Raw genomic sequence first — 24,602 nt, forward strand, 5'->3', positions numbered from 1 at the left:
ATTGCATCCTACACAATTGTAATCCTGTGAAATTGTGGTCTATAGTTAGTTTTGTATAGATTTTTATAAGCAGGGATTTGGAAAATGGAGCTATTAGCTAATTTGAATGCAGAGCAAAAAGAAGCAGTGCAGCATAAGCAGGGCCCGCTGTTGGTCTTAGCTGGCGCAGGTAGCGGTAAAACTAGAGTCTTAACCTCTCGGATTGCTTATTTAATTCAAGAGGTGGGAGTAGATCCACATAATATTTTGGCGGTGACCTTTACTAATAAAGCGGCTAGTGAGATGCAAGAACGGATAGAGGAGCTGGTAACTAAAGATAGTCGTTCTATTTGGATGGGTACCTTTCACTCTATTGCGGTGAGAATTTTACGAAGGGAGATTGCTAAATTAGGATATAATAGCAACTTTGTGATCTATGATAGCAGTGATCAAAAGACACTGATTAAGAATATCATTAAAGATGATTTGGATTTAGATACTAAGCAGTTTAAGCCTTATTCAGTACTATCTCAAATTAGTCAGGCTAAAAATGAATTGCAAGATGTTCAAAGCTATCAACAACAAACAGGAAGCTACTTTGAGAAAGTAGTAGGTGAGGCTTATCAGCTCTATCAAGAGCAGTTAAAGGAAAATAATGCTTTAGACTTTGATGATTTAATTATGAAAACTGTAGAGCTATTTAGAAATTATGAACTGGTATTAGAGTATTATCAGCAACGCTTCCATCAAATTATGGTTGATGAGTATCAGGATGTTAACCATGCTCAATACGTATTAGTTAATTTGCTGGCAGCTAAGCATCAGAATATTGCTGTAGTGGGCGATGACGATCAAGGAATATATGGCTGGCGCGGGGCCGACATCAGTAATATTCTCAACTTTGAGCAGGACTATGAAGATATCAAGGTAGTTAAATTAGAACAGAACTATCGTTCTACCCAAAATATTTTGGATGCTGCTTTTGCAGTGGTTAAGAATAATTGTGAGCGTAGGGCTAAACGATTATGGACTGAAAATGAAGCGGGCCCTCCTTTGGTATTCAAGCAAGCTTTAAATGAAAGGAAGGAAGCTCGCTATGTGGTAGAGGAGATTAAAAAGAAGGTAAATAATGAGGACTATAGTTATCAGGACTTTGCTCTACTTTACCGGACTAATGCCCAGTCGCGGGTCTTAGAAGAGGTCTTTGTTAAGTCAGGAATTCCCTATCGAATTGTGGGGGGGTTGAAGTTTTATGATCGTCAGGAAGTTAAGGATATTTTAGCCTATTTACGGGTGTTTTATAACCCGGAAGACGATATTAGCTTACAAAGAATTATCAATAGACCTAAACGGGGAATTGGAGCTACTACTTTAGGTAGAGTGCTTGACTTTGCTCAAGCTAAGCAGTGTAGTCTTTACGAAGCTATTTCGCGAGTAGAGGAGATAGAGAGTATTAGTAGTGGCTATGGAAGCCGAGTCCGAAACTTTGTAGAGTTAATGGATTACCTACGGCAACGGAGTCAAGAGGTAGATGCTTTGCAGTTGACTGAGGAGCTGTTAAAGGAAATTGGCTATATTCGTCAGTTACAGGAGCAGAATGATCCAAAGAGTGAAAGTCGAATTGAAAATATTAATGAGCTGTTAGCAGTGATAGAAGAGCATGTGAAAGATGAGGGTGATTCAAGCTTAGAATCTTTTTTAGAAGAGGTAGCTTTGATTGCTGATATAGATACCTTAGAAGATAAATCGGCGGTAGTGATGATGACCTTACATAGTGCTAAGGGCTTGGAGTTTCCAGTAGTCTTCTTGACCGGAATGGAAGAGGGGATCTTTCCTCATTCACGATGTTTAGATGAGCGGGAGTCTTTAGAGGAAGAGCGACGCCTTTGTTATGTGGGGATGACTCGGGCCCAAAAGGAGCTTTATTTAACCTGTGCTCAGTCCAGAAAGGTTTACGGGAATACCTCCTATAATCCTCCTTCTAGATTTATTGAAGAGATTCCAGAATCTTTATTTAATAAGCAAGAAGAACAGCAAGCTACTTCAACTGCTGATAAAGCTCAGCATACAGGATATACGATAGGTGATCAAATTAAACATAATAAATGGGGGATAGGTAAAATAGTAAGTGTTGAAGATTTAGGTAATGATTTAAAGGTAGCAGTTGCTTTTCCAGAACAAGGTATTAAGCAGATTTTAGCCTCTTATGCTGCTATGAAGAAGATAAACTAAAGTAATTAATGATTTTTAGTAGTGAATCTTTAAATAGTGTTCTAATTAATATATTGAGGCAGGAAAATCGTTAAAAGACCTGCAATACTAGTATAAAAGGGTTTTAGTTAACAGAAGATTTCCCCGCTTTGAATATTTAAAAAGGTAATGAATTTGCTGATAATATTAGGTTCATTTTGTTGATCTTGATTATGATATATTAATTTTAGATTCATTTTTAAATCAGCTTCTGTTATTCCTTTGATATTAATAGCCTTGATTGTATTTTGATAGATTTCCTTTTTAACAGCAGAATGACTAACTATAGAGATTCCTAATCCTGATTGTACTGCTGATTTAATACCGCTGATTCCTCCAATTTCAGTGATTATATTGAGATCACTAAAATTAAGTCCTGCTGTTTGAATTAATTTATTAAATTGTTGGCGAATCCCAAATTTTTTATCTAGTAAAATTAAAGGTAATTTTTTCAACTCTGTTAAAGTGAAAGTATCTTGGGTATATTTTGAAGTAGCTGCTATAAATTTTAGTTCTTCTTTCATGATTTCTTTAGTAGTTAGGTTTACTTCTGGGGGAATTTCTCCTTCTACAATGCCGATATCAACTTCGTTCTTCAGTACTTTTTTAATAATTTGTTGGGTGTTATTTATATCTAATCGAATATCAATTTGAGGATGTTTATCTTTAAAAGTCCAGATTGTGCAAGGAAGCAAGTAGTTGCCTGGAGTTATACTGGCACCAATGATTAAGTTTGAATTTTTTAGATTTAAGTGTTTATCAATTTCTTTTTCTAAATTACTATGTGTCTTTAAAATTTTTTGAGCATACTCATAGGCTACTTTACCAGCTGTAGTTAAATCAACTCCTTGATTTGAGCGTTTAAATAGTTTAGTTCCATAGTAGTTTTCCATTGATTTAATATGTTTGCTAACACTAGGTTGACTTAAATATAAAAGTTTTGCCGCTTTAGAAAAACTTTTTACTTTGGCTACAGTAGTAAAGATTTCAAACTGATAAATCTTCATTTATTATCACATCTCCTAATTTAACTGTAATAACTATTTCGATTATTAGTACTTTTTTTCCTGCTTAAAAACCACTATTCTCTTTAAAAGAAGGGGTTTTAATGAAAAAAAACCAGCTAAAAACTTTATTAATTATTTTAATTGGACTTGGAGTTTGTTTTTTCACTTCTCTTGATCTATTTTTAATAGTATTATGGTTATTGGGATTGCTATTGGGTTTTGCTTTACAAAAAAGCAGTTTTTGTTTTGCAGGTGCTTTTTTAAATTTATTTCTTTTTAATAGCACTAAGTTGTTTAGAGCAGTATTAACAGCGGTTATAATTTCTACTGTAGGCATAATAGCTTATCAATATTTTACACCTGCTGACTATGAGCTAATAGGTACAGTAATTCCTTGGGGCGGGACAACAATTTTTGGAGGGTTTTTATTTGGAATTGGAATGGCTTTAGCTGGTGCTTGTACTTTAATTACTTTAGTAAGGCTTGGCGAAGGTTATCTTGTTTTTGTAATAGTTTTTATTGGTTTAGTTATAGGCACTTTAATTGGCAGTATCCATCTAAGTTGGTGGCAGCAGCGTTTTTATAGTTTAGCTATTTTTTTACCTGAATATATAGGTTGGAGAAAAGCAGTCTTATTACAATTGGGAGGACTAGTTTTTATTTATTTGCTTGTGAAATGGTGGACAGATAAAAGAGATACTTAATGAGGTGGTATTTATGGAGAAAAAATTAGATTTGTTAGGAATGGTTTGTCCAGTTCCTTTATTAAAGACCAAAGAGGAATTACGCTGTTTGGTTACAGATGCTGTTTTGAAGATAAAATTAGATAGTAATCAGTCGGTGAGGAATGTTATTGATTGGCTTGAAGAGCAGGGATATAACTTTGAACTTAAGGAGTTAGCAGCAGGAATTTGGGAGATTAAGATAGTCAAATAATAAGGGTAGGTGAGAGTGATTAAGCAAACTAATAAAAGTTCTTTTTGGAGATCAAACTGGTCTTATTATTTTGGTGGAGCTATATTAGGTTTAATTAATATTATCTTTATTTTTTTGTTAGATACTCCTCTAGGAGTTATATCTTTTTTTTATTTAGTTGGTAGAAGTGGACTTAGTATTTTTAGTTCTGGTAGTTTAAATGGAATAGTAGTTGATGAATATATTGTTTCTATGACGGTGATTGCGGTAGGAGTTGTTTTTGGCTCTTTTTTATCGGGGTTTTTATCCAAACAGTTTAGATTACGTAAAAAATTTAGTTATCGACGAGGACTGAGTGCTTTACTAGGCGGTATATTTATGGGTTATGGTGCTTATATAGCCGGCGGCTGTAATATTGGAGCTATGGTTGGCGGGATAGCCTCGTTTTCTTTACATGGCTGGATTTTTGCTATATTTATGTGTACTGGGGTCTATGTTGGGGGTAGATTAATTAAATTAATAGCTTAAAGCTTAGGAGAAGAGTTGAAGGCATATACAGATTAATGGAGATGTATATGCTTTTGTTTTATTTAGATATAACAAAAGCGAATACTTTGTGAAAAGGATTACTTATAATGATGTCGAATATTATATGTGAGGGCAGGATAAAATGCTCAATTGATGTGATATCTTTATAAAGGGATATTCCAATATTTAACTACTCCGTTAGTGTAGTTTTCATCATTTGTTGAGCATTTTATCCTAAATAAACTGTCATTATACTCTATACGAATTGATATAGATATTTAAGATTTACTGATAAGTCTTTGCCGATATTTTAAAGTCTTTCATTTAGCAGTCCAGTTATTTTTTAGAGGGAGGTGGCGAGATATAGATCTGCTTAATAATTGGTGGGAATTATTTCAAGAAACGGTGTATGGAGCTGGGTTGATAGTAGCCTGGGTTTATCTATCAGGAAACTTTTCTTTAACTGCTAAAAACCTGTTAAGTAAGCAAAGCCGTTTATTTTATATTACTTACTTTAGTCTGTTTTCTTTAATTGCAATACTATTCCCAATTCAGTATCAAGGTATTACTTTATGTAGTTTTCGAGCGGTAGGGCCTATTTTGGGAGGGCTTTTTGGCGGGCCCTATGTAGGAGGAACAGTATCTTTGTTAGGAGGTATGTTTCGCATGCAAGCAGGAAGCTGTTTGCAGTACTGGAGAGCTATCCCACCTGCTTTTTTAGGAGGAGTATTAGCTGGATTGACTAGAAAATATAAATTTCGAGTAAAAAATAAGCTGTTTCTTAGTGTATTATTACTTGCTATTTACCAATTAGCTACATTATTTTTATCTTGGTTAAGAATAGGAGACTTTATTTCTTGGCTAGAAACTTTGCCAGTGCAGATCTCGGCTTTTTTGATTAATCTTTTAGGAATAACTGTATTTTTAAAAGTGGTAGAGCAGATAAGTGAAAATAAGAAGCAGATGATAGAGTTAGAAGATTTATATAACAACTTAGAGACTCAGTTTGAAAAAGGAAGAAAGCTACATGAGCAGTTCTTACCCTCTGACTTACCTGAATTAGCAAAATACTCTTATAGTACTTATTTTCAACCAGCTGAAAAGTTGGGAGGGGATTTTTATGATCTAATAAAGATAAAAGATCAGTTAATTTTTTATTTAGCTGATGTAAGTGGTCATAGTTTGGATGGTTCTATGCTAAATATTTTTCTTAGAGAAACCATTAATAACTATTTGTTATACCAGCATAGTATAGAGCCCAGATTAAGTCCTAGTAATTTAATAGAATATATAATAGATAGGTATCAACAAGAAAGCTTCCCTGATGACTACTTCATTTGCTTATTGCTAGGGGTTTTAGATTTAGAAGAGCAGCGGATAACTTTTGCTAATGCCGGCTTTCAAGTACCACCAATAATAGCTAAGATGCAGGGAGAAGTAACTACCTTATCTTGCGGAGGGATGCCTATCTCTTCAGCAATTAATGAAGAAGCATATTTGGGCTCAAACGTACTTAATTATCAAGAGGAGGAAGTATATTTTAAAAGAAGTGAGGTGCTACTGATGACTACTGATGGGTTGATTGAGGAGATATCTAGTCAAAAAAACATTCGCTATGGTGAGCAGCGGTTACAGGAGGTGTTAGCTAAAAACTATTACTTACCTCCAGACTTAATCAAGGCTGAAATAACAGCAGATTTTAAAAGCTTTTCTGGTCAGGAAAAGGGACAGGACGATATAACCTTTTTAATTTTGAAAAATAAACTACCTATAATTGATCAGTTTGAGCGCACTATTAATAGTAGCTGCCAAGAGATGTATCAAATTCAGGAAGAATTAAGGGAGTTTATAGTTCCTTATTGTAATGAAGCCTTCACCTTGATTTGGATTGGCTTTCAGGAATTGATAAGTAATGCAATAGAGCATGGTAACTGCTTAGATGAGGACAAACAGGTTGAGATTAAAGTAGAGATTAATGAAAAGTATATCAAAGCTAGTATTAAGGATGAAGGGGTAGGATTTGATTGGCAAAAGCAGCTTAATCAAGAGTTAAATCTAGAACATGATCTTAGAAGTGGGCGAGAACGAGGTAGGGGAATTAAAATAGCCAAAAAGTTATATGATGAGGTCTGGTATAATGAGACAGGTAATCAAGTTAATTTTTTGAAATATAGAGAGAAGATAAGATAAATTATATAATTCACATTTGGATAGATTGATATGCTTTTTAGTTATCTTGTTATTATAAAGGTGAATAGCAATTTAGAAGGATGCTTTACTAACAATAGCGAAAGTTAATAATAGCACAAATCAATATTTTAATACTGCAAATAATATGTGACAGGTAGCTTGATAGTTGAGAAGCTTATTAAGAGGGGGGTGGCTTTGCTAAAGCATAGCTTTGTTTTTTTAAAAAAGAGATTTAAGAAGGAGGTTAGATTAAAGTGAAGTTTGGAAAAAAAGCATTATTGGTAGTTTTGAGTGTTATAATTATTTTTAGTTTAATAGGCTGTCGTGATGAAACAGAAACTATAGATGGTGATGAGCTTGTTGAAGAACAGGAATTAGTAAGTCTTGAAGACCACGCATATTACAATTATCAAGAGCAGGAACTAGAGGGGGATCAGTTTGAAGCACTTTTAGAAGTTGCTGATAATTATCTACAAGATAATTATCAAGACTCTATCACTCCTAGAGAGGTTTACGAAAAGGTTGTATTAAATCCTGATTCTGACTATTATGTAGTGGATTTACGAGGACTTGATGATTTTGCTGAGGCTAGTATTATTGGTTCAGTAAATATGCCCTATGATTCTATCTGGGAAAGACATCAGATCGAGAAGTTGCCTAGAGATAAAAAGATTATTATAGTCTGTTATACAGGTCATACTGCTAATCAAGCTGCTGCTTTTTGGGGAATGTTAGGCTTTGATACGGTAGCTATGGAGAATGGTTTTGCAGGTTGGGATGCTTCTGTAGAATGTGCTCCTGAAGACTATGAGTTGGCAACAGAGCCTACTGAAGCAACAGAAAAGTTTGATTTACCTCAAATTGAACAAGAAGTTACTACTATAGATGAGTTGATTATGGAACAAGGAAGACGAATTGTTGATGATAATATTAATCCAGTTATGAGATATGATCAAGTTAAGAGATTTGTAATCGATAGAGGAAGCGAGCGACATTTTGCAGTTGACTTAAGAGATTCTGATCTATACGAAAAGGGCCATGGTGAAGGAGCTATAAATATTCCTTTCAAGGAACTTACTGACCCATCAAACTTGGAGAAACTACCTACGGATAAGGATATTGTCCTTATTTGTTCGGATGGTTATAAGTCCAGTCAAGCAGCCAGGATTTTGAATATACTAGGCTATGATGCCTTGGCTTCACAGTTTGGAATGAGTCAGTGGACAGCTGATGAAGAGGTAATAGGAGATCAGCCAGTCATTTGTAGAGATGTTGCTGATTATCCGACAGTGGAAACTAGAATTGAAACACCTGAAGCGGAAGCTGGCTGAGGTTAAAATTAAAGTCCCCGGAGGGGACAAAGAAGATATTTTAATGTTTTTTAATTCATTAATGAAAGGGGTATAGGTATGCAGAAAATAAGTCGACGTAGTTTTTTAAAGGCTACAGCAGCAGCCGGTGCGGCTAGTGCTTCACTTAAGTTTAGCTTTAGTGATTTTGCTGAGGCGGCTGAGGATGCGCCAGTAGAAAAAAGACACACTTTATGTAATGGCTGCTCTAACTTATGTGGGCTATTTGTTCACGTGAAGAATGGTCGGGTTTGGAAGGCAGAAGGAAATCCAATCCATTTAAAAAATAGAGGTAAGATCTGTGCTAGAGGGCACGGTATGGTAGCTGATATTTATAATCCGGATCGAGTTACTCAGCCGATGAAGAGAGTAGGAGAAGATCAGTTTGAGCCGATTTCTTGGGAGCAGGCTTTTGCTGAAATTGGTGAGCAGTTAACTGATATAGTAGATAGATATACAGGTGATTCAGTAGTTTGGATGGAGCACGGTGTTAGAGGAAAGGATTATGCTGATATACTACTGGACTATATAGGTTCGCCTAACTATATTACTCATTATGCTACTTGTTTTACTGCTAAGACTAATGTTTGGGCTAATATGATGGGTACTAACTTATATGGAGATCACGAGAATAGTGACTATATGCTCTTTGTAGGTCGGAACTTTGCGGGAGGTATTCTGCCTAATGGAATGCAGAAGGTATTGAAGGCTAAAGAAAAAGGAGCTAAAATAGTAGTAGTAGATCCTAGATGCTGTGAGTTAGCAAAGGTGGCTGATGAATGGATACCGATTAGACCGGGTACTGACTTAGCTTTTTATTTAGCTATTGCTCACGTTATAATTGAAGAGGATTTAAAGGATAGAAAGTTTGTTCGTGAGTATGTGGAAAACTTTGATGAGTTCTGGAATGCTAATCGAAACTGCACTCCAGAATGGGCTGAAGGAATAACAGATATACCAGCCGATAAGATTAGAGAGATCGCTAGAGATTTAGCTAAGCATGCCCCGCGATCCTTTTTAGAGCCTGGTTATCATGGTTTAAATGCTCATTATAAAAATAGTGTACAACAGGCACAGATGAATATTGTAATTAATGCTTTACTCGGTAATATGTATCAGCGAGGTGGATTACTGCCGTCAGCTAGCATCGAGCTTGGTCAGTTTGAACCGGAGCAACAGCCCCCGGAAAAAGAAATGGGCCCTCGGATAGATGGTGCTGGTGAGGACGGAAAGTATGCTACAGTAGAAGCAGCAAGAGGTATTCCGCAAAGAATTCCTCAGTTGGCAGAAGAAGGGGAAGTGCGAGCTATATTTGTTTATCACTACAATCCCTTGCGGACTGGCCCTAATCCAGAATATCAGAAAAAGATGAAAGAAGCTGATTTAGTTGTTTCAATTCCTATCGACTGGAATGAAACTTCATATCATACAGCCGATTATATACTGCCTGAATGTTACTTTATGGAGAGAGCTGAACCTCCAGTTACTACTGCAGGCCATGTTACTCATGATTATCCACAGTTAGCAATGAGAACTGAAGTAGTAGAGCCGATGGAGGATACTAAGCCGTTAATCGATATTATGAAAGGCTTAGCTAAAGAGATTGGAGCTGAAGAGTACTTTGACTTTACTGTTGAAGATCAAGCTAGAGCTATGATTGAACCATTAGATATTAGCTTAGAGCAGCTTAAAGAAGCAGGCTGCCTTGAGTTTCGTAATCAGTCTTTTGATCCTGAGTTTCCTTTAAGTGGTGGTGAACCTGCTTTAGACACTCCATCAGGAAAAGTAGAGTTTTCTGTAGGAATTTATAAAGCTAATGGATTTAGTGGAGTGCCTAGATGGATACCGCCTAAGGTAATTCCGCGTGAGGAAGATGAGTTTAGGTTAATTCACGGTAAGCAGCCTTGGCATTCGCATCATATTACTAGTAACAATCCTTATTTGATGGAGATTACTGAAATGTATGATGGAACTCGAATGTGGATTAATAAAGAGCGAGCTGATCAGCTAGGGATTGAGACTGGAGATACAGTGGTAGTTGAATCAGAGATTGCTACTAAAGAGATAGAAGTAAAGGCTACAGAACTATTACATCCGGACTGTGTATGGGTTCCTTCAGCTTATGGTGGATTTTCTGAAAAAGCTGAAACTGCTTATGGAGTAGGAATTAACTATAATGACTTTGTATCCGAAGAGATAGAACCTATTGCTGGAAGTGTGATGGGTCAAGAAGTTATAGTTAAAGTTAGAAAGGGGGAGAAGTAAATGGCGAAGTACGCGATGCTAATTGACCCTTCCCGTTGTACTGGTTGTGCTGCTTGTGGAATTGCTTGTCAGTTGCAGTGGCAGTTGCCAAAGGAGATGCACTATAATCATTTAGAGTTTGCAGAAAAGGGCAAATATCCAGAGGCATGGTTGGAGATTCTTCCTGTTCAGTGTCAGCATTGTGAGGATGCTCCCTGCTTAAAGCATTGTCCTACTGATGCAACTTATAGACGTGAAGATGGAATTGTAGATGTTGACCCCGAAGAATGTATTGAATGTCAAATTTGTGTGCAAGCCTGCCCTTATGATGTGCGGGTAGTTAATCAAGAAACAGGCGTTCCAGAAAAGTGTAAGTTTTGTTCTGACTTTGTAGATCAAGGAGAAACACCAGCTTGTGTAAGTACCTGTATGAATGAGGTAAGAATATTTGGAGATTTAGATGATCCAGATAGCGAAATTTCTAAAGCAATGGCCAAAGAGGATACTTATCAGCTGTTAGCTGAAGAAGGAACAGAGCCTAGAGTTTATTATGTATTAAAAGGTGAGAAAATAGAGTTTAGTGGCAAGTAGAAAGGATGATTGTTAATGGTATTAACCGTTCAAAGTGATCAATTATCAGATTTATTTTTGATAATTGCTGATTTTTATAAGTATCCAGATCAGGAGTTTTATGATCAGCTTATTTCTAGCAAGCTACTTTCTGAGTTGAAAGAAAAGATGCAGAAATTAGAACTAGAGACTAGCTCTATTAATCAAGACTTTGATATTCCGGACTTTGATCAGTTTAAGCAGGAATATAGTAGGTGTTTTATTGGCTTAAATGAACCAAGTGCATTACCAGTAGAGTCAGTTTATAAGGTCTGGACTACTGATTCGCAAGCACAGGTTAATATTGCTAATGAAAAAGGATATTTGATGGGTGATTCAGCCTTGCATATTAAACACCTAATGTCAGGTTTAGGTTTAGAAATACCACGAGAGTATCAACAAATGCCTGATCATTTAACAATTTTATTAGAATTACTAGCTTATATTATAGAACATCGGCAAGCTGATGAAATTAAGCAGTTTCTTGATGATCACTTTGATTGGTTGATGGACTTTAAAAGTAGGTTAGTTGAAATTGAAGCTTTACCTCTTTTTCTTAGAATTACTGAGTGCTTAATGGACTGTATTGAGCAGACTAAAACCATTTATAAAAAATTATAGAAAGGAGCAAGATTATGAAAAAGCGATCACTATTTTTATGTTTAGCTCTAATTGCTGCTTTAGTATTAAGCAGTAGTTTAGCAATAGCTTCTGTAGAAGCTTATGATTTGTCGAGATTTATAGTTGAAGATGTAGAAGAAGAGGACATTGTGCCTAAGGATCCAGAGCTGGAGTATATTAATACGGAAACTCTAATGACCTTGATGAGTCACGTAAGTCCTACTTGTACAGACAGAGCATCTTATGATGAGTATATGCCAGAATGGGACTTTGTGATAGTAGATTCTCGTCCAGAAAGTGCATATAATGAAGGTCATATTAACGGAGCTATTAATATTCCAGATGCTGAATTTGAAGCTCGGAGTGATTTATTGCCAGAGGATAAGGATAAAAAGATAATTTTCTACTGTGGAGGGCTTCATTGTCCTTTGAGTGCTGATTCTGCTCGTAAAGCAGAAGAATTAGGATATACAAATGTACATGTTTATCAGGAGGGAGTTGAGTACTGGAGAGCAGCCGGAAACTACTTTACTACTACAGCTGAGCATGTAGAGGAGTTGATTGGTGATTCAGTAGTAAGTGATGAGAGTAGAAAGCCATACTTGTTAGTTGATACTAGAGCCTATAGTGCTTATTTTAGTGAGCATATTCCTCATTCAATTTCAATGGATGTGCAGATTTTCAAGGAAAAGTATAAAGGCTTAATACCTAGAGATAAGGATATAGAGATAATAACTTATTGTGGAGGCTTTCAGTGAGGCTATAGTCATGAGATTGCCAAGTTTTTGGCAAATAGTGGCTATACTGATGTGAAGGTTTTTGCTGCTGGAATACCGAGTTGGAAAGAAGCAGAGCTGCCGATGTTTGGTCTAGAATCTACTGGTGGTGAATTTGAAGTTGCAGATGGGCCTAACTTAGCAATAACTGGAGTTGAATTTCAGGAGAAGCTTGATGAAGGAGCAACGGTAATTGATGTGAGAGATGATGATGAGGTAGCATCAGGAATGATTGACGGGGCTATTCATATTCCTCAGGGAGATATTTTAGATGATCCAGAAGCTATTGCTGGTCAGTTGCCTGATGATAAGGAAGCAATGTTGCTTTTCCATTGTGCTGCTGGGATAAGAGCACAGGGAGCAGCAGAGGAAGTATTTGAAGAGCTAGGTTATGAGAATGTATTTTATTTAGATGGGTCGATAAATATCGATGCAGATGGAAGTTTTAGCTTTTAAATTAGATTTAAGCTTTAGAAGTTTTAACTTAGGCTAAATCTTAGTAAATTAAAGCTTCAATAATGTAATTTTCAAGCTTTAAATACAAATTTGGCGCAGGCTAAAACCTAAAGATAAACTTAGTTTGCGCTAAATAGATTTTGAATTTAAATGTGTATTTAAATATTTAATAGGGAGAGGGATAATTATGAGAAAAAGTAAAGTAGGAGTTGTGTTGTTAGTAATCGTAATGGTGGTAACTTTAATGTCTTCTATGGCTATCGGTCAGTTAAGAAATCCTAGGGATATAGCTGCTGAATACAATATTCCTCAAGTAGATGCAACTGAGTTGGAGTTTATGTTAGAAATGGATGAGGATATTGTGTTAATTGATGTAAGAAGAGAGCTTGAAGAGTATAATGTAGCTCATATAGAAGGGGCTGAAACTGTTGATGGAGGTATGCTGGAGTTTTGGATAGAGGATGTAGTAGACGATCCAGATGCTGAGATAATAGTTTACTGCTTGACTGCTGGAAGGTCTGCTATAGCTGCTGGTCGATTACAAGAAATGGGTTATAATAATGTAAGTGAACTTGAAGGTGGATTTGAAGCTTGGGTTGAAGCTGGGCTGCCGGTAGTTAATACTTATGGGGAGTTTGAGCCGGTAAATTAAGTGTTAGTTAAGTATAGTCAAGTAATATTACTTGACTATACTTTTATTTCCATCTAAAAAGATTTAATTTTCAAAATAATCAAAGGAGGAATAAAAAATGAGAAAGAAATTAACTGTTTTGTTGGTTTGTCTATTGATAGTTGCTTTGGCTGCTCCAGGGGCTTTTGCTTTGAGAGATCAGTATGATGAAGAGATTGAGTACATTACACCAATGGATCTTGAGTTTGAACTAGAAATGTCGGAAATTGGCGAAGATATAGTGGTAATAGACGTTAGAACTGAAGATGAGTTTCAAGCTGGTCATATTCCGGGCTCTGTTCGAGTAGATGGTGCTTTATTAGGTTTGAGAATTGATGACCATGCTGATGAGGATACAAAAGTTGTTATTACTTGTTTAGGTGGAGGTCGAGCTATCTTTTCTACTAAGTTAGTACAGGATCTAGGATATGATGTTTATAATTTAGAAGGTGGTTTTAGAGCTTGGGCCCAAGAAGGTTACCCAGTTCAGACTGATCACGGTATCTTTACTCTAGAAGAATGGGAATAAATACTCAAAACCCTTACAAAAGTTTTTACTTTTGTAAGGGTTAATTAATTTCCTCCATAATCCAACACAGTCTTATTTTGCTTCTATTTTTCTTTTGAACTTATAGACATTTCTAATAATTTGTGATAAAATAAAAATGCGAAAGTAAATTTAGCAATGTTCAAAAATGATTGGAGGTAGATAAGATGTTTGGATTAGGGCCTACAGAGTTAATTTTGATCTTAGTAATTGCTTTAGTGATTTTTGGACCTAGCAAATTACCGGAGATTGGCAAAGCTATCGGTCAAGGGATGAATGAGTTTAAATCAGCTGCTCAAGGTTTAAGAGAGAGTACAGATGTTGAAGCTGAGCCGGTTAGTGATGATGAGGACAAAGAAGAGACAAGCAGCTAATTAATTTTCTTAAATTTAATACTTATTTTAAGTTAAAGTTAAAGGTATTTAAAAAATACCTTTAACTTTTTTGTTTGTCATTTAAGCAGTTAGACTTTTTTTGCAATTAATGTTAAAATAGCTACGAGGTGATTATCTTGTCAGTAGAATCCGAGATGGAAGAGTTGGTAGCTAAATTAAATAAATATAATCATCATTATTACGTATTAGCTGATCCTCTAGTTAGTGATCAAGAATACGATCGACTTTATGATAGATTATTGGAGTTAGAGTCTGAAAGTGGAATAGTACTGCCTAATTCGCCTACGCAAAGAGTGGGTAGTGAACCTTTAGCTGAGTTTGAGTCACATCGGCATTTAGCTAAGCTCTGGAGTTTGGATAAGGCGCAAAGTGCGGTTGAGTTAAAAGAATGGGATAATAGGGTTAGGCGTTTGATTAAGAAATATAATCAAGAACATAATCAAGAGCTACCTCAGCCCTTATATACTTTAGAGTATAAGTTCGACGGTTTAAGTATTAATCTTACTTATAGAGAAGGGCAGTTGGTGCAGGCGGCAACTCGAGGTACTGGAGAATCAGGCAAAGTGATTTTGGAACAGGTAAAGACTATTAAAACAGTACCTTTGGCTATTCCTTTTACTGATGGCATTTTAGAGGTACAAGGGGAAGGGGTTATGCCTTTATCGGTGTTAGAGGAATATAATAGGGAAGCTGAGGAGCCGCTTAAGAATGCGCGCAATGCTGCGGCTGGTGCTTTGCAGAACTTAGATCCGCAGGTGACAGCTGAGAGAAATTTGGATGCTTTTTTTTATAATATAGGTTATTATGAAGGAATAGAGTTTAGCGAACATCTGGAAATAATAGATTTTTTACGAGAAAATAGATTCAAGGTTAGTAATTATCTAGAGACCTTTAGTGATATTGAAGAGGTAATAGCTGAGGTAGAACGGGTAGAAAGTGAAATTGATAGTTTGGATTACCTAGTAGATGGAATAGTGATTAAGATTAATGATTTAGAGACTAGAGAGGCTTTAGGATATACGGCTAAGGCTCCGCGCTGGGCCCTAGCCTATAAGTTCCCAGCTCAGGAAGTGACTACTGTGCTGAAGGAGGTAGAGTGGAATGTAGGTAGAACGGGGAAGGTAACTCCAGTGGCTATCTTAGAGCCGGTTGATATTGGAGGAGTTACCGTACAGCAGGCTACTTTAAATAACTGGGATGATATTCAGCGTAAGCAGGTAGCTATAGGAGCTAAAGTATGGTTAAGGCGTTCCAATGATGTGATCCCGGAAATTTTAGGCAGCGTTGCTGAAGAGGGAGAGCAGAATATAGAAGCTATAACTAAGCCTGAAAGATGTCCTGCCTGTGAAAGTGAGTTAATTAAAGAGGGAGTCCATCTTTTTTGTCCGAACTCTCTTTCTTGCAAACCGCAGTTGGTGGCTCGCTTAACTCATTTTGCTAGTCGAGAAGCGGTAGAGATTGAAGGCTTTAGTGAGCAGACAGCAGCTCAGTTATATGAGGAGCTTGATTTGCAGGACTTAGCCGATCTTTATTATCTAGACTATGATGAGTTGCTAAAGCTAGACGGCTTTGCAGAAAAGAAGGCTCAAAATCTCTTAGCTGCTATCGAAGAAAGTAAAGAGGCTCAGTTAGCCGACTTTATTTATGGTTTAGGAATTCCCCATGTAGGACGGGTTACTGCTGAACTGTTGGCAGGGGAGTTTCAGTCTTGGGAAAAGCTATTAGCAGCTGAGTTTGAAGACTTATTAGCGCTAGATGGAATTGGGGAGGTAGTAGCCCAAAGTATTAGTGACTTTTTAGCTGATGTTAATATACAACGAAGTGTTGAACGTATGTTAGCGGCCGGAGTAAATATTTTGCCTGTGGAGAATGAGGATTCAGTTACAGAGACGGAAAGTCCTTTAACTGGACAGACGGTGGTGATTACTGGTTCATTGTCTCAGTTGACTCGTAAGGAAGCTAAGCAGGAGTTGCAGCGCTTAGGAGCTAAGGTGACTAGCAGTGTTAGCGGTAATACTGATTTTTTAATTGTAGGCGCTAATCCAGGCTCTAAACTGGAGCAAGCTCAAGAGTTAGGAGTTGAGATTATTAGCGGAGAAAGGTTAGCAGAAATTTTAGAGGAGTTGAGTTAATAAGATGGAAATCTATGCTTTAATAGGTCCTAGTGGGACTGGTAAGAGTCATCGGGCCCGTTTAGTGGCTTATAGTCAGGGAATAGATTATATTATAGATGATGGCTTATTGATTAAAAATAGCAAGGTGATAGCCGGCAAATCGGCTAAAGAAGCAGATAATATGATTCGCGCTGTGAAGGTAGCTATTTTTATGGAGGAGGAGCATGCGGGAGAAGTTAAAGAGGCTTTGGCAGTAGAGCAGGCAGAAAAGGTATTGATCTTGGGTACTTCCTTGCGCATGGTAGAGCGGATTGTTGCTGTTTTGGAGTTGGGCCCGGAGATAGAAGAGATAATTAAAATCGAAGAGATTGCTTCCGAAGAAGAGATAGCAGAGGCTAGAAAACAGCGAGGTGATTTTGGTAAGCACGTAATCCCAGTTCCTAATATTGAGATTAAACCTAACTTTTCTGGCTATTTAATGGAGTCTTTGGAGCTTTTATTTTTTAATAAGGACGATCAAATTAAGACTGAAAAAACTATTATTAGACCTAAGTTCAGTTATTATGGTAAGCTGCTAATTGCTGATGGAGTAATTGTTGATTTAATTGAGCATACTTTAGGTCAAGATAGTAGAGTAGTTGAGGTTAAAAAGGTAAAGGTAGATCAGCAGCAGCGAGGAAGTAAAGTGATAGTGGAAGTGGTTTTAAATTATGGTTTGGACTTACCGCAGGTGCTGGGGGAGTTGCAGTTTAATATTAAAGAAATGGTGGAGTATAGTACTGGAATTAATATATTGCGGGTGGATATGGAGGTTGTGGATCTAGCGGTTTAAAGGATAATTTATGTTTTATCGAGAAGTGATACAGGAAAATGCAGATACTAGGAAGAAATTATAATTAACTATAATTATAATTTTAGATTTGAAGATTAAAAGAAGCTATTAAATAGAGAGGTGAGATCAAGATGGATGAAATGGAAGCTAAACTGCAAGAATTGGAAGAAAAAAGAGCTAAAGCAAGGAAGGGCGGCGGGCCCGAGCGGATTAAAAGACAGCATGAAAAAGGGAAGTTAACGGCTAGAGAAAGAATTGACTTTTTATTAGATGAGGATAGTTTTGTTGAAGTTAACTCCTTTGTAGAGCCTCGTTATGCTGAACACGGAATGGAAGATAAAGAGGCGATAGGCGATGGAGTTGTGACCGGCTATGGTACTATTGAGGGCCGTTTGGTCTATCTTTTTGCTCAGGACTTTACTGTAATGGGAGGTTCTTTGGGAGCTGAACATGCTGCTAAGATCTGTAAGGTAATGGACTTGGCTGAGGAGATGGGAGCTCCTTTTATTTCGCTTTATGATTCTGGAGGAGCTAGGATTCAAGAAGGTGTGGAGTCTTTGGATGGTTTTGGAGAGATCTTTAAGCGTAATATTCAGCTATCAGGGGTGGTACCTCAGATTTCAGCTATTTTAGGGCCCTGTGCTGGGGGAGCTGTTTATTCGCCGGCTTTAACAGATTTGGTTTTTATGGTGGAGAATACCAGTAAGATGTTTTTAACCGGGCCCGAGGTAATTGAATCGGTAACCGGAGAGCAGGTTACGGCTGAGGAGTTAGGTGGAGCTGGCGCTCACGGTAGTATCAGTGGGGTGGCTCACATTACTACCCCTAATGAGGAAGAGTGCTTGACGCAGATGCGTAGAGTGCTTAGCTATTTGCCGGCTAATAATATGGAAGACCCACCTCGGTTAGAGGACAGCGGTGGCTTAACTAAAAATACTGAATTACAAGATATTGTTCCTGTTGATCCTAATAAGGGCTATGACATGTTAGCAGTAATTGATAACATAGTTGATTTAGATAGCTTTTTTGAGATTCAAGCTAATTACGCTCAGAATATAGTAGTAGGTCTGGCCCGGATTAATGGTCAATCGGTAGGAGTAATAGCTAATCAACCGCAGCATAAGGCTGGTTGCTTGGATATAGATGCTGCCGATAAGGCGGCTAGATTTATCAGAATGTGCGATACCTTTAATATTCCTTTACTCACTTTAGTAGATGTACCGGGCTTTTTGCCGGGAGTTGAGCAGGAGTATAACGGTATTATTAGACATGGAGCTAAGCTGCTTTATGCCTATACTGAAGCTACAGTACCTAAGATTACCTTAGTAGTGCGCAAGGCCTATGGAGGCGGTTATATTGCAATGTGCAGCAAGTCTTTGGATGCTGATTTGGTGCTAGCTTGGCCTACGGCGGAGATAGCAGTAATGGGCCCGCAGGGAGCAGCTAAAATAATTTATCGTCATGAGCTTAAGGAGGCTGCTGATGCTGAGGAACTCTTGGCTCAGAAAGTAGAGGAGTATAAAGATAAGTTTGCTAATCCCTATGTAGCTGCTCAACGAGGAATAGTTAATGATGTAATTAAGTTTGAGGATACTACTAGGCGCTTAGCTAATACTTTAGAAATGTTAAGAAGCAAGCGCACCAATTTACCGGAACGCAAACACGGTAATATGCCTCTTTAAAGAGTAGTTTGATCATATTTGAGAGGAGGAATAAGATGGAGAATTTAGGCTTAGGACTACAGATTTCACTAACCGGAGTATTAATCGTAGCTTGTGCTTTAGCTATGATCCCTGTGGTAGTTAAGATTTCACAGTTTTTGGTTGAATTATATGAGCAGAAGCTGGCTAGTAAAGTTGAAGATAAAATTGAGCAGGCTGAAATAGAGACTGAAATTACTGAAGAGAAAAGAGAAGAATCAACAGACTTAGAGGAGTTAGCTGCTCAGGAAGGCTTAAGTTCGGCTAAGGTAGCTGCTATTACAGCAGCAATTAGTACATATTTAGCAACAGATAAAAGCTATGTAATTAAGTCTATTAAGCCGGCAGCCGATAACTGGAAGTTAAGCGGGAGACAGAAGCTTTTATCAAATCGCTTGCAGACGATTAAGAGAAGTAGAAAACAAGAAAGAATTTATACTTAACAGTGGAGGTGTAATTAAAAATGCGAAAATTTAAAGTGAAAGTAGATAATGAAGAATACATAGTAGAAGTAGAAGAAGTAGAGGCTGGAGAAAGTAATACTAATAAGGTTAAAAGCTCTCCTACTCAGGCTCAGGCTCAAACGGCTGCTACTCAAGCAGAATCTCAAAGCAAGGTGAAAAGTAAGGCTACATCTAAGACAACTAAAAGTTCAACCAGTAATAAAGCTAGAGGCGGTAGTGGAGATATAGCTGCCCCCTTGGCTGGAGTAGTAAAGGAAGTCTTAGTTAGTGAAGGGGATAGTGTAGAAAGTGATCAAGTAGTCTTAATTTTAGAGGCGATGAAGATGGAGAATGAAGTACAGACTAATATTGGCGGTACTATAGAAGCAGTTAAAGTTAATGAGGGAGATTCAGTAGATGCTGGAGAAGTGATGGTAGTAGTTGCTTAAGAAGGAGGTAGAAGAAAGTGCTGGCTATGGTTTATAGATTTTTAAAATCAACAGGTTATTTGAATATACATTATAAACAGGTGATTATGCTTTTAGTGGCGGGACTGTTATTTTACTTAGCTATCAAAAAGGAGTATGAGCCTTTACTTTTAATTCCGATGGGCTTTGGTTTATTATTGGCTAATCTTCCCCTGACGGGATTAATGGAAGAGGGAGGTTTGCTTTATTACTTATATTATGGAATTAAGCTGGGGATCTATCCACCCTTGATTTTTTTAGGGGTAGGTGCTTTGACTGATTTTGGCCCTTTAATTGCTAATCCTAAAACGGCTCTCTTGGGAGCAGCAGCTCAGGTCGGTATTTTTGGTACTTTGCTGGGAGCTTTAGCTTTAGGTTTTACTCTTCCCGAAGCTAGTTCGATAGGAATTATTGGAGGAGCCGATGGACCAACGGCTATTTATATTACTTCTCAGTTATCACCGCATTTATTGGGTCCGATTGCTATTGCGGCTTATTCTTATATGGCTTTAGTACCCATTATTCAACCACCGATTATGAAGGCTTTAACTAGTGAAGAAGAGCGTCAGATTGAGATGCAGCAGTTAAGGCCGGTTTCTAAAAAGGAAAAGATACTTTTTCCGATTATTGTAATTATCTTAATGGGGCTATTACTTCCTACAGCTACTCCATTGTTGGGAATGTTGATGTTTGGTAATCTAATGAAGGAATGTGGGGTAGTAGATAGATTATTGAATACTACTCAAAACTCCTTACTCAATATTGTAACCATCTTTTTAGGCTTAACTGTGGGAGCTACGGCCAGTGCAGAGAGATTTTTGACTGTAGATACAATGCAGATTGTAGTATTAGGTTTAGTAGCCTTTGCTATTGGCACAGCGACTGGAACTATCTTTGGTAAGATAATGTCCAAGCTAAGCAAAGAAAAAATCAATCCTTTAATTGGCTCGGCGGGGGTTTCAGCAGTGCCTATGTCAGCTCGAGTAGTACAGACTGTAGGTCAGGAAGAGAATCCTAAAAACTTTTTGTTGATGCACGCTATGGGTCCTAATGTAGCCGGAGTTATCGGTTCGGCTGTAGCGGCGGGAGTTTTGATTTCTTTGGTAAGTTAGGATGAAGTTCAGTTAATAGTTAATAGTTGAAGTTCAAGAACTCAATAATATTGGTAAAATGTTTCGTTGAACGTGGGAGGCCAAATGGATGTTTCCAAAGTAATGATTAGCTTCGCGTCAACGCTAGAAAAGTTTATTTTAGTACTTCTAAGACTCATCTCCACTAAAATAAGAACCCGCCAATTTTAATTAGAAAAATTGGCTAAACCAGTTCTTATTTTAGCTCCAATTCGTCAAGAAGCACTAAAAAATAAACTTTAATATCGCTTATAAACACCCATTTGGCCGTGCTGATAACGTAATGATTTTTTCACGATAAAATAATCCCCTAGGGTGTTTAGGAGCTGAAATCTAGTTTTTTCGTTGTTTTTGCTGTTTGGTCTTAATACTGTTTCGTTGACCGTGCTGATAACATAATACTTACAAGTTGATATGTTTCAAAGAGCGACTCTGAGAATAGCCCGGAGGCAAGGATGCCGGGAGGGCTATTCTCGAGAGTGAAGGAGGCACGGACGCCGACTGAACGGCAAGTGGTTGAAACATATCAACTGGCTCAGGCTTTCGATAATATCTATATCGGGAACGCAACAATAGAACGAAATTATTTTATTCTGCAAAAGGAGAATAAACCTTATGTCACAACTAATATTCAAAGAATTATTAGCCAAAATAAAAGCAAGAGAAAAAGCAGCTTTGGCGACTATTGTTAAAGCTCCGCTTAAGGAACTAATAGGGAAGAAGAGACTACTTACTGATACTGGCGAAGAGTTAAATAATCTTCCTGCTGATTTATTAACAGCTCAACAGCACGAAAGCCTGTTGAAGCAGATAAAAGCAGCTTTGGCTAAAGAAGAGATTGCTAAGTATAGTCTAAACTTAGCTGGATTGGCAGAAAAGATAGAACTATTAGTTGAAGTATATTTACCTGAGCCTAGGTTAATTGTGATGGGGGGAGGGCATATAGGTCAAGCTCTTTATGATTTTAGCTCTAAGTTGGATTTTGAGCTAGTAGTTATCGATGATCGTCCTAAGTTTGCTAATCAACAGCTCTTTCCAGCCGCTAAGGAAGTAATCTGTGGTGCTTTTGAAGAGGTGTTGAGTGACTTTAACTTCGGTTTAAATGACTACTTAGTAATTGTAACTCGAGGTCATCAGCATGATTATACCTGCTTAGCTAAAGTAATCGAAGCTGAGGTTGACTACATCGGTATGATCGGTAGTCAGCGAAAGGTGGCGGCTATTTTTGATAAACTTAAGGAGGAAGATTATACTCAGACTGATCTGCAAATGGTTAAAGCTCCGATTGGTTTGGAGATAAACGCTGAAACTCCAGAGGAAATAGCCATTAGTATTTTAGCAGAGATAATCAAAGAAAGAAGGGAGAGCTAGGCTATGAGTGAGGAAGTAATTGAACTTTTAGCTAACTATCAGGGAGAGTTTGATAGTTTAGCTTTGGCAACTATAATTGAGAGCAGTGGCTCTACTCCTAGGAAGGCCGGTGCTAAGATGGTGGTTTTTCCTGATGGGAGAAGCGAAGGTACTATTGGCGGTGGTTGTGGAGAGGCTGAAATAAGACAGCAGGCTTTAAGTTTGTTGAGCAAGGAAGGCGGGCCCGTGCTTTATACCTTAGATATGACTAATGATGTAGCAGCCGCTGAAGGAATGATCTGTGGAGGGAAGATGGAGGTTTTTATTGAAAGAATTGCGTTTAATAATTAATAAAGGATGGAGAAGATGTTAATTGAAAGCTTAGAAATCAAAGCTGGCCAGGTAATCTCCTTAGTTGGCGGTGGCGGTAAGACTACTACTATGTTTAGACTAGCTAGAGAGCTAGTTAATTTGAACCATGTGAATATAATTACTACTACCACTACACGGATCTTAGAGCCTAGTTCTCAAGAGAGCGATCAGTTGTTACTTGCAGACAATCTGGATGATTTATTAAGTAATTTGGATTTTACAAAACAGCAAGTAGTGACTCTAGCTAAGCAAATTCAAGATCAAAATAAACTGGTGGGAATTCCTAAGCAGTGGGTAAATGAATTGAAAAAAGAGCTTAATTCTCAAGGGCTGAATATCATTGTAGAAGCAGATGGCGCTGCTTGTAAAGACTTTAAGTTTCCTAATGCTAAGGAACCAGTGTTGCCCTCTAGCACTGATCTTTTATTACCTATAGTGGGTAATAGAATAGCTAATTGCCAATTAACAGCAAAGAATTTGCATCGAGCTCCTTTATTAGTAGATAATAGTGAATTTGTTACTGGTCAGCCGATTACTCCTCAGCTAGTAGTGGATATATTACTTAGTAAGTCCGGCTATGATCTTTTGTCTCAACAGCAACAGCGGCGGGTAATCCCTATTTTAAATCAAGTAGATGTGGAGTCCAGTTATACTTGGGCTAAGGAAGTGGCGCTGAAATTAGTTGAAGCTGGGATTAAAAAGGTGCTTTTAACTTCTATGCAAAGTCAAAATCTAGTCAGAGAGGTAGTTGAGCGATGATTTCAGCTATTGTTTTGGGGGCGGGAGTGTCCAGTAGATTAGGTCGAGCTAAGCAACTACTTCCTTTTGGTGAAAAAACGGTGATTGAGAGAGTAGTTGATAACTTATTATTAAGTGATATTGAAGAGTTAGTGGTAGTGCTTGGTCATAGAGCCGAGGAAGTAGCGGGACTTTTGGTTAATAAAGAAGTAATTACTGTATATAATCCCGATTATAAAATGGGGCAGAGCACTTCCTTAATTGCAGGCTTAGAAAGTATTGAGCAGGCAGCTACGGGGATTTTGTGCATGCTAGGCGATCAACCTCTGGTTAAAAGTGAAACTATCAACCAGTTGATCAGTCATTTTAAGCAATCAGAGCAATTAATAGTAGCTCCTAAATATCAGGGTCAGTTGGGGAATCCAATTATCTTTGCTACTCAGTTGAAGTCAGAGATGTTAATGGCAAGTGGTGATCAAGGAGCAAGGTGGCTTTTAAGTAAGTATCGGGATCGATTAAAGGAGATAGAAGTTGAAGATAGGGGGGTTATCTTAGATATTGATACTGAAGCTGATTATCGAAAGTTATTAAGTATTTTAACTGTTGATAAAGTATAAATTTATAATAAAATTATCTGAAAATTAAAAAAATATGATTTTTTTGAAGGAGATATTATAGTCTTTATCTAATTATAGAATTATTAATTAAATTTGCAATAAATAAGTAAAACTTACTTCAAACTGGATATATAGTTATATTGTTTATTTTAACAATATTATTAGTAGTTTGCTTAGTTATTGCAGGTTATTAACAAGGAGGTTGTAACAGTTGTTAAAATACTAGCAAAAACTATATAAAAGTTATAAAAACGCTTGAAGATCTATCTATATTTTGATATACTATAGATAGAGGTGATAAAG

At 37.3% G+C, this 24,602-nt stretch carries 25 protein-coding genes; 24 read left to right on the plus strand and 1 reads right to left on the minus strand.

What is annotated here, in order from left to right; all coding sequences use genetic code 11:
• Positions 1–84: 84 nt before the first annotated feature.
• Positions 85–2,211: a DNA helicase PcrA gene (pcrA, locus tag MWH30_RS10340; protein WP_248664006.1), complete on the plus strand. Its 2,127-nt coding sequence runs from the start codon at positions 85–87 to the stop codon at positions 2,209–2,211.
• A 107-nt stretch (positions 2,212–2,318) separates the two neighbouring features.
• On the opposite strand, the gene MWH30_RS10345 is transcribed toward pcrA, so the two are convergent.
• Positions 2,319–3,236 (minus strand): LysR substrate-binding domain-containing protein, encoded by a 918-nt coding sequence (locus MWH30_RS10345; RefSeq protein ID WP_248664007.1) that lies wholly within the window; start codon positions 3,234–3,236, stop codon positions 2,319–2,321.
• 101 nt (positions 3,237–3,337) lie between these two features.
• Here MWH30_RS10345 and MWH30_RS10350 point away from each other — a divergent pair, with 101 nt between their 5' ends.
• The 23 genes from MWH30_RS10350 to mocA all read left to right on the plus strand — a co-directional run bounded on the left by MWH30_RS10350 (position 3,338) and on the right by mocA (position 24,299).
• Positions 3,338–3,940 (plus strand): YeeE/YedE thiosulfate transporter family protein, encoded by a 603-nt coding sequence (locus tag MWH30_RS10350; protein WP_248664008.1) that lies wholly within the window; start codon positions 3,338–3,340, stop codon positions 3,938–3,940.
• 13 nt (positions 3,941–3,953) lie between these two features.
• Positions 3,954–4,172 carry a sulfurtransferase TusA family protein gene (locus MWH30_RS10355; protein WP_248664009.1) on the plus strand — a complete coding sequence of 73 codons (219 nt, stop codon included), beginning with the start codon at positions 3,954–3,956 and terminating at the stop codon, positions 4,170–4,172.
• A 15-nt stretch (positions 4,173–4,187) separates the two neighbouring features.
• Positions 4,188–4,679: a YeeE/YedE thiosulfate transporter family protein gene (locus tag MWH30_RS10360; protein WP_248664010.1), complete on the plus strand. Its 492-nt coding sequence runs from the start codon at positions 4,188–4,190 to the stop codon at positions 4,677–4,679.
• A 420-nt stretch (positions 4,680–5,099) separates the two neighbouring features.
• On the plus strand, positions 5,100–6,869 hold the full coding sequence (locus MWH30_RS10365; RefSeq protein ID WP_248664011.1) for a SpoIIE family protein phosphatase: 1,770 nt from the start codon (positions 5,100–5,102) through the stop codon (positions 6,867–6,869).
• Positions 6,870–7,123: 254 nt separating this feature from the next.
• Entirely contained in the window at positions 7,124–8,200 is a 1,077-nt protein-coding gene (locus MWH30_RS10370; RefSeq protein ID WP_248664012.1) for a rhodanese-like domain-containing protein, read from the plus strand.
• A 78-nt stretch (positions 8,201–8,278) separates the two neighbouring features.
• Positions 8,279–10,483 carry a respiratory selenite reductase catalytic subunit SrrA gene (gene srrA / locus MWH30_RS10375; RefSeq protein ID WP_248664013.1) on the plus strand — a complete coding sequence of 735 codons (2,205 nt, stop codon included), beginning with the start codon at positions 8,279–8,281 and terminating at the stop codon, positions 10,481–10,483.
• Positions 10,484–11,053 carry a 4Fe-4S dicluster domain-containing protein gene (locus MWH30_RS10380; RefSeq protein WP_248664014.1) on the plus strand — a complete coding sequence of 190 codons (570 nt, stop codon included), beginning with the start codon at positions 10,484–10,486 and terminating at the stop codon, positions 11,051–11,053.
• A gap of 15 nt (positions 11,054–11,068) precedes the next feature.
• Entirely contained in the window at positions 11,069–11,692 is a 624-nt protein-coding gene (locus tag MWH30_RS10385; RefSeq protein WP_248664015.1) for a TorD/DmsD family molecular chaperone, read from the plus strand.
• A gap of 14 nt (positions 11,693–11,706) precedes the next feature.
• The gene (locus MWH30_RS10390) at positions 11,707–12,450 is read left to right on the plus strand and encodes a rhodanese-like domain-containing protein (protein ID WP_248664016.1); all 744 of its coding nucleotides are present in this window, start codon (positions 11,707–11,709) and stop codon (positions 12,448–12,450) included.
• A 27-nt stretch (positions 12,451–12,477) separates the two neighbouring features.
• A complete protein-coding gene (locus tag MWH30_RS10395; protein ID WP_248664017.1) occupies positions 12,478–12,924 on the plus strand; it encodes a rhodanese-like domain-containing protein in 447 nt (148 codons plus the stop codon).
• A 187-nt stretch (positions 12,925–13,111) separates the two neighbouring features.
• Positions 13,112–13,576 (plus strand): rhodanese-like domain-containing protein, encoded by a 465-nt coding sequence (locus MWH30_RS10400; RefSeq protein ID WP_248664018.1) that lies wholly within the window; start codon positions 13,112–13,114, stop codon positions 13,574–13,576.
• A 97-nt stretch (positions 13,577–13,673) separates the two neighbouring features.
• The gene (locus MWH30_RS10405) at positions 13,674–14,123 is read left to right on the plus strand and encodes a rhodanese-like domain-containing protein (RefSeq protein WP_248664019.1); all 450 of its coding nucleotides are present in this window, start codon (positions 13,674–13,676) and stop codon (positions 14,121–14,123) included.
• Positions 14,124–14,308: 185 nt separating this feature from the next.
• Entirely contained in the window at positions 14,309–14,515 is a 207-nt protein-coding gene (locus MWH30_RS10410; RefSeq protein WP_248664020.1) for a Sec-independent protein translocase subunit TatA/TatB, read from the plus strand.
• A gap of 137 nt (positions 14,516–14,652) precedes the next feature.
• Positions 14,653–16,668, plus strand: coding sequence for an NAD-dependent DNA ligase LigA (gene ligA / locus MWH30_RS10415; RefSeq protein ID WP_248664021.1), 2,016 nt, complete (start codon positions 14,653–14,655; stop codon positions 16,666–16,668).
• A gap of 4 nt (positions 16,669–16,672) precedes the next feature.
• Positions 16,673–17,482 (plus strand): Asp23/Gls24 family envelope stress response protein, encoded by an 810-nt coding sequence (locus MWH30_RS10420; RefSeq protein ID WP_248664022.1) that lies wholly within the window; start codon positions 16,673–16,675, stop codon positions 17,480–17,482.
• A 131-nt stretch (positions 17,483–17,613) separates the two neighbouring features.
• On the plus strand, positions 17,614–19,164 hold the full coding sequence (locus MWH30_RS10425) for an acyl-CoA carboxylase subunit beta (RefSeq protein WP_248664023.1): 1,551 nt from the start codon (positions 17,614–17,616) through the stop codon (positions 19,162–19,164).
• Positions 19,165–19,199: 35 nt separating this feature from the next.
• Positions 19,200–19,625 carry a hypothetical protein gene (locus MWH30_RS10430; protein WP_248664024.1) on the plus strand — a complete coding sequence of 142 codons (426 nt, stop codon included), beginning with the start codon at positions 19,200–19,202 and terminating at the stop codon, positions 19,623–19,625.
• Between the two features lie 20 nt (positions 19,626–19,645).
• Complete coding sequence (locus MWH30_RS10435; RefSeq protein WP_248664025.1) at positions 19,646–20,074, plus strand: biotin/lipoyl-containing protein; 429 nt, start codon at positions 19,646–19,648, stop codon at positions 20,072–20,074.
• Between the two features lie 17 nt (positions 20,075–20,091).
• Positions 20,092–21,204, plus strand: coding sequence for a sodium ion-translocating decarboxylase subunit beta (locus MWH30_RS10440; protein ID WP_372494166.1), 1,113 nt, complete (start codon positions 20,092–20,094; stop codon positions 21,202–21,204).
• 633 nt (positions 21,205–21,837) lie between these two features.
• Positions 21,838–22,593, plus strand: coding sequence for an XdhC family protein (locus tag MWH30_RS10445; protein WP_248664026.1), 756 nt, complete (start codon positions 21,838–21,840; stop codon positions 22,591–22,593).
• Positions 22,594–22,596: 3 nt separating this feature from the next.
• On the plus strand, positions 22,597–22,923 hold the full coding sequence (locus tag MWH30_RS10450; RefSeq protein ID WP_248664027.1) for an XdhC family protein: 327 nt from the start codon (positions 22,597–22,599) through the stop codon (positions 22,921–22,923).
• 15 nt (positions 22,924–22,938) lie between these two features.
• On the plus strand, positions 22,939–23,703 hold the full coding sequence (gene yqeC / locus MWH30_RS10455; RefSeq protein ID WP_248664028.1) for a selenium cofactor biosynthesis protein YqeC: 765 nt from the start codon (positions 22,939–22,941) through the stop codon (positions 23,701–23,703).
• The gene (mocA, locus tag MWH30_RS10460; RefSeq protein ID WP_248664029.1) at positions 23,700–24,299 is read left to right on the plus strand and encodes a molybdenum cofactor cytidylyltransferase; all 600 of its coding nucleotides are present in this window, start codon (positions 23,700–23,702) and stop codon (positions 24,297–24,299) included. Before yqeC ends, mocA begins: the two co-directional genes overlap by 4 nt.
• Positions 24,300–24,602 lie beyond the last annotated feature (303 nt).

Origin of the sequence: Fuchsiella alkaliacetigena, assembly GCF_023227765.1 — a bacterium.
Taxonomy (GTDB): domain Bacteria; phylum Bacillota; class Halanaerobiia; order Halobacteroidales; family Acetohalobiaceae; genus Fuchsiella; species Fuchsiella alkaliacetigena.

Coding starts and splice junctions, on each gene's coding strand:
- pcrA (WP_248664006.1), top strand. CDS start 85: ATGGAGCTATTAGCTAATTTGAATGCAGAGCAAAAAGAAGCAGTGCAG.
- MWH30_RS10345 (WP_248664007.1), bottom strand. CDS start 3,236: ATGAAGATTTATCAGTTTGAAATCTTTACTACTGTAGCCAAAGTAAAA.
- MWH30_RS10350 (WP_248664008.1), top strand. CDS start 3,338: ATGAAAAAAAACCAGCTAAAAACTTTATTAATTATTTTAATTGGACTT.
- MWH30_RS10355 (WP_248664009.1), top strand. CDS start 3,954: ATGGAGAAAAAATTAGATTTGTTAGGAATGGTTTGTCCAGTTCCTTTA.
- srrA (WP_248664013.1), top strand. CDS start 8,279: ATGCAGAAAATAAGTCGACGTAGTTTTTTAAAGGCTACAGCAGCAGCC.
- MWH30_RS10380 (WP_248664014.1), top strand. CDS start 10,484: ATGGCGAAGTACGCGATGCTAATTGACCCTTCCCGTTGTACTGGTTGT.
- MWH30_RS10385 (WP_248664015.1), top strand. CDS start 11,069: ATGGTATTAACCGTTCAAAGTGATCAATTATCAGATTTATTTTTGATA.
- MWH30_RS10390 (WP_248664016.1), top strand. CDS start 11,707: ATGAAAAAGCGATCACTATTTTTATGTTTAGCTCTAATTGCTGCTTTA.
- MWH30_RS10400 (WP_248664018.1), top strand. CDS start 13,112: ATGAGAAAAAGTAAAGTAGGAGTTGTGTTGTTAGTAATCGTAATGGTG.
- MWH30_RS10405 (WP_248664019.1), top strand. CDS start 13,674: ATGAGAAAGAAATTAACTGTTTTGTTGGTTTGTCTATTGATAGTTGCT.
- MWH30_RS10410 (WP_248664020.1), top strand. CDS start 14,309: ATGTTTGGATTAGGGCCTACAGAGTTAATTTTGATCTTAGTAATTGCT.
- MWH30_RS10420 (WP_248664022.1), top strand. CDS start 16,673: ATGGAAATCTATGCTTTAATAGGTCCTAGTGGGACTGGTAAGAGTCAT.
- MWH30_RS10425 (WP_248664023.1), top strand. CDS start 17,614: ATGGATGAAATGGAAGCTAAACTGCAAGAATTGGAAGAAAAAAGAGCT.
- MWH30_RS10430 (WP_248664024.1), top strand. CDS start 19,200: ATGGAGAATTTAGGCTTAGGACTACAGATTTCACTAACCGGAGTATTA.
- MWH30_RS10435 (WP_248664025.1), top strand. CDS start 19,646: ATGCGAAAATTTAAAGTGAAAGTAGATAATGAAGAATACATAGTAGAA.
- MWH30_RS10445 (WP_248664026.1), top strand. CDS start 21,838: ATGTCACAACTAATATTCAAAGAATTATTAGCCAAAATAAAAGCAAGA.
- MWH30_RS10450 (WP_248664027.1), top strand. CDS start 22,597: ATGAGTGAGGAAGTAATTGAACTTTTAGCTAACTATCAGGGAGAGTTT.
- yqeC (WP_248664028.1), top strand. CDS start 22,939: ATGTTAATTGAAAGCTTAGAAATCAAAGCTGGCCAGGTAATCTCCTTA.
- mocA (WP_248664029.1), top strand. CDS start 23,700: ATGATTTCAGCTATTGTTTTGGGGGCGGGAGTGTCCAGTAGATTAGGT.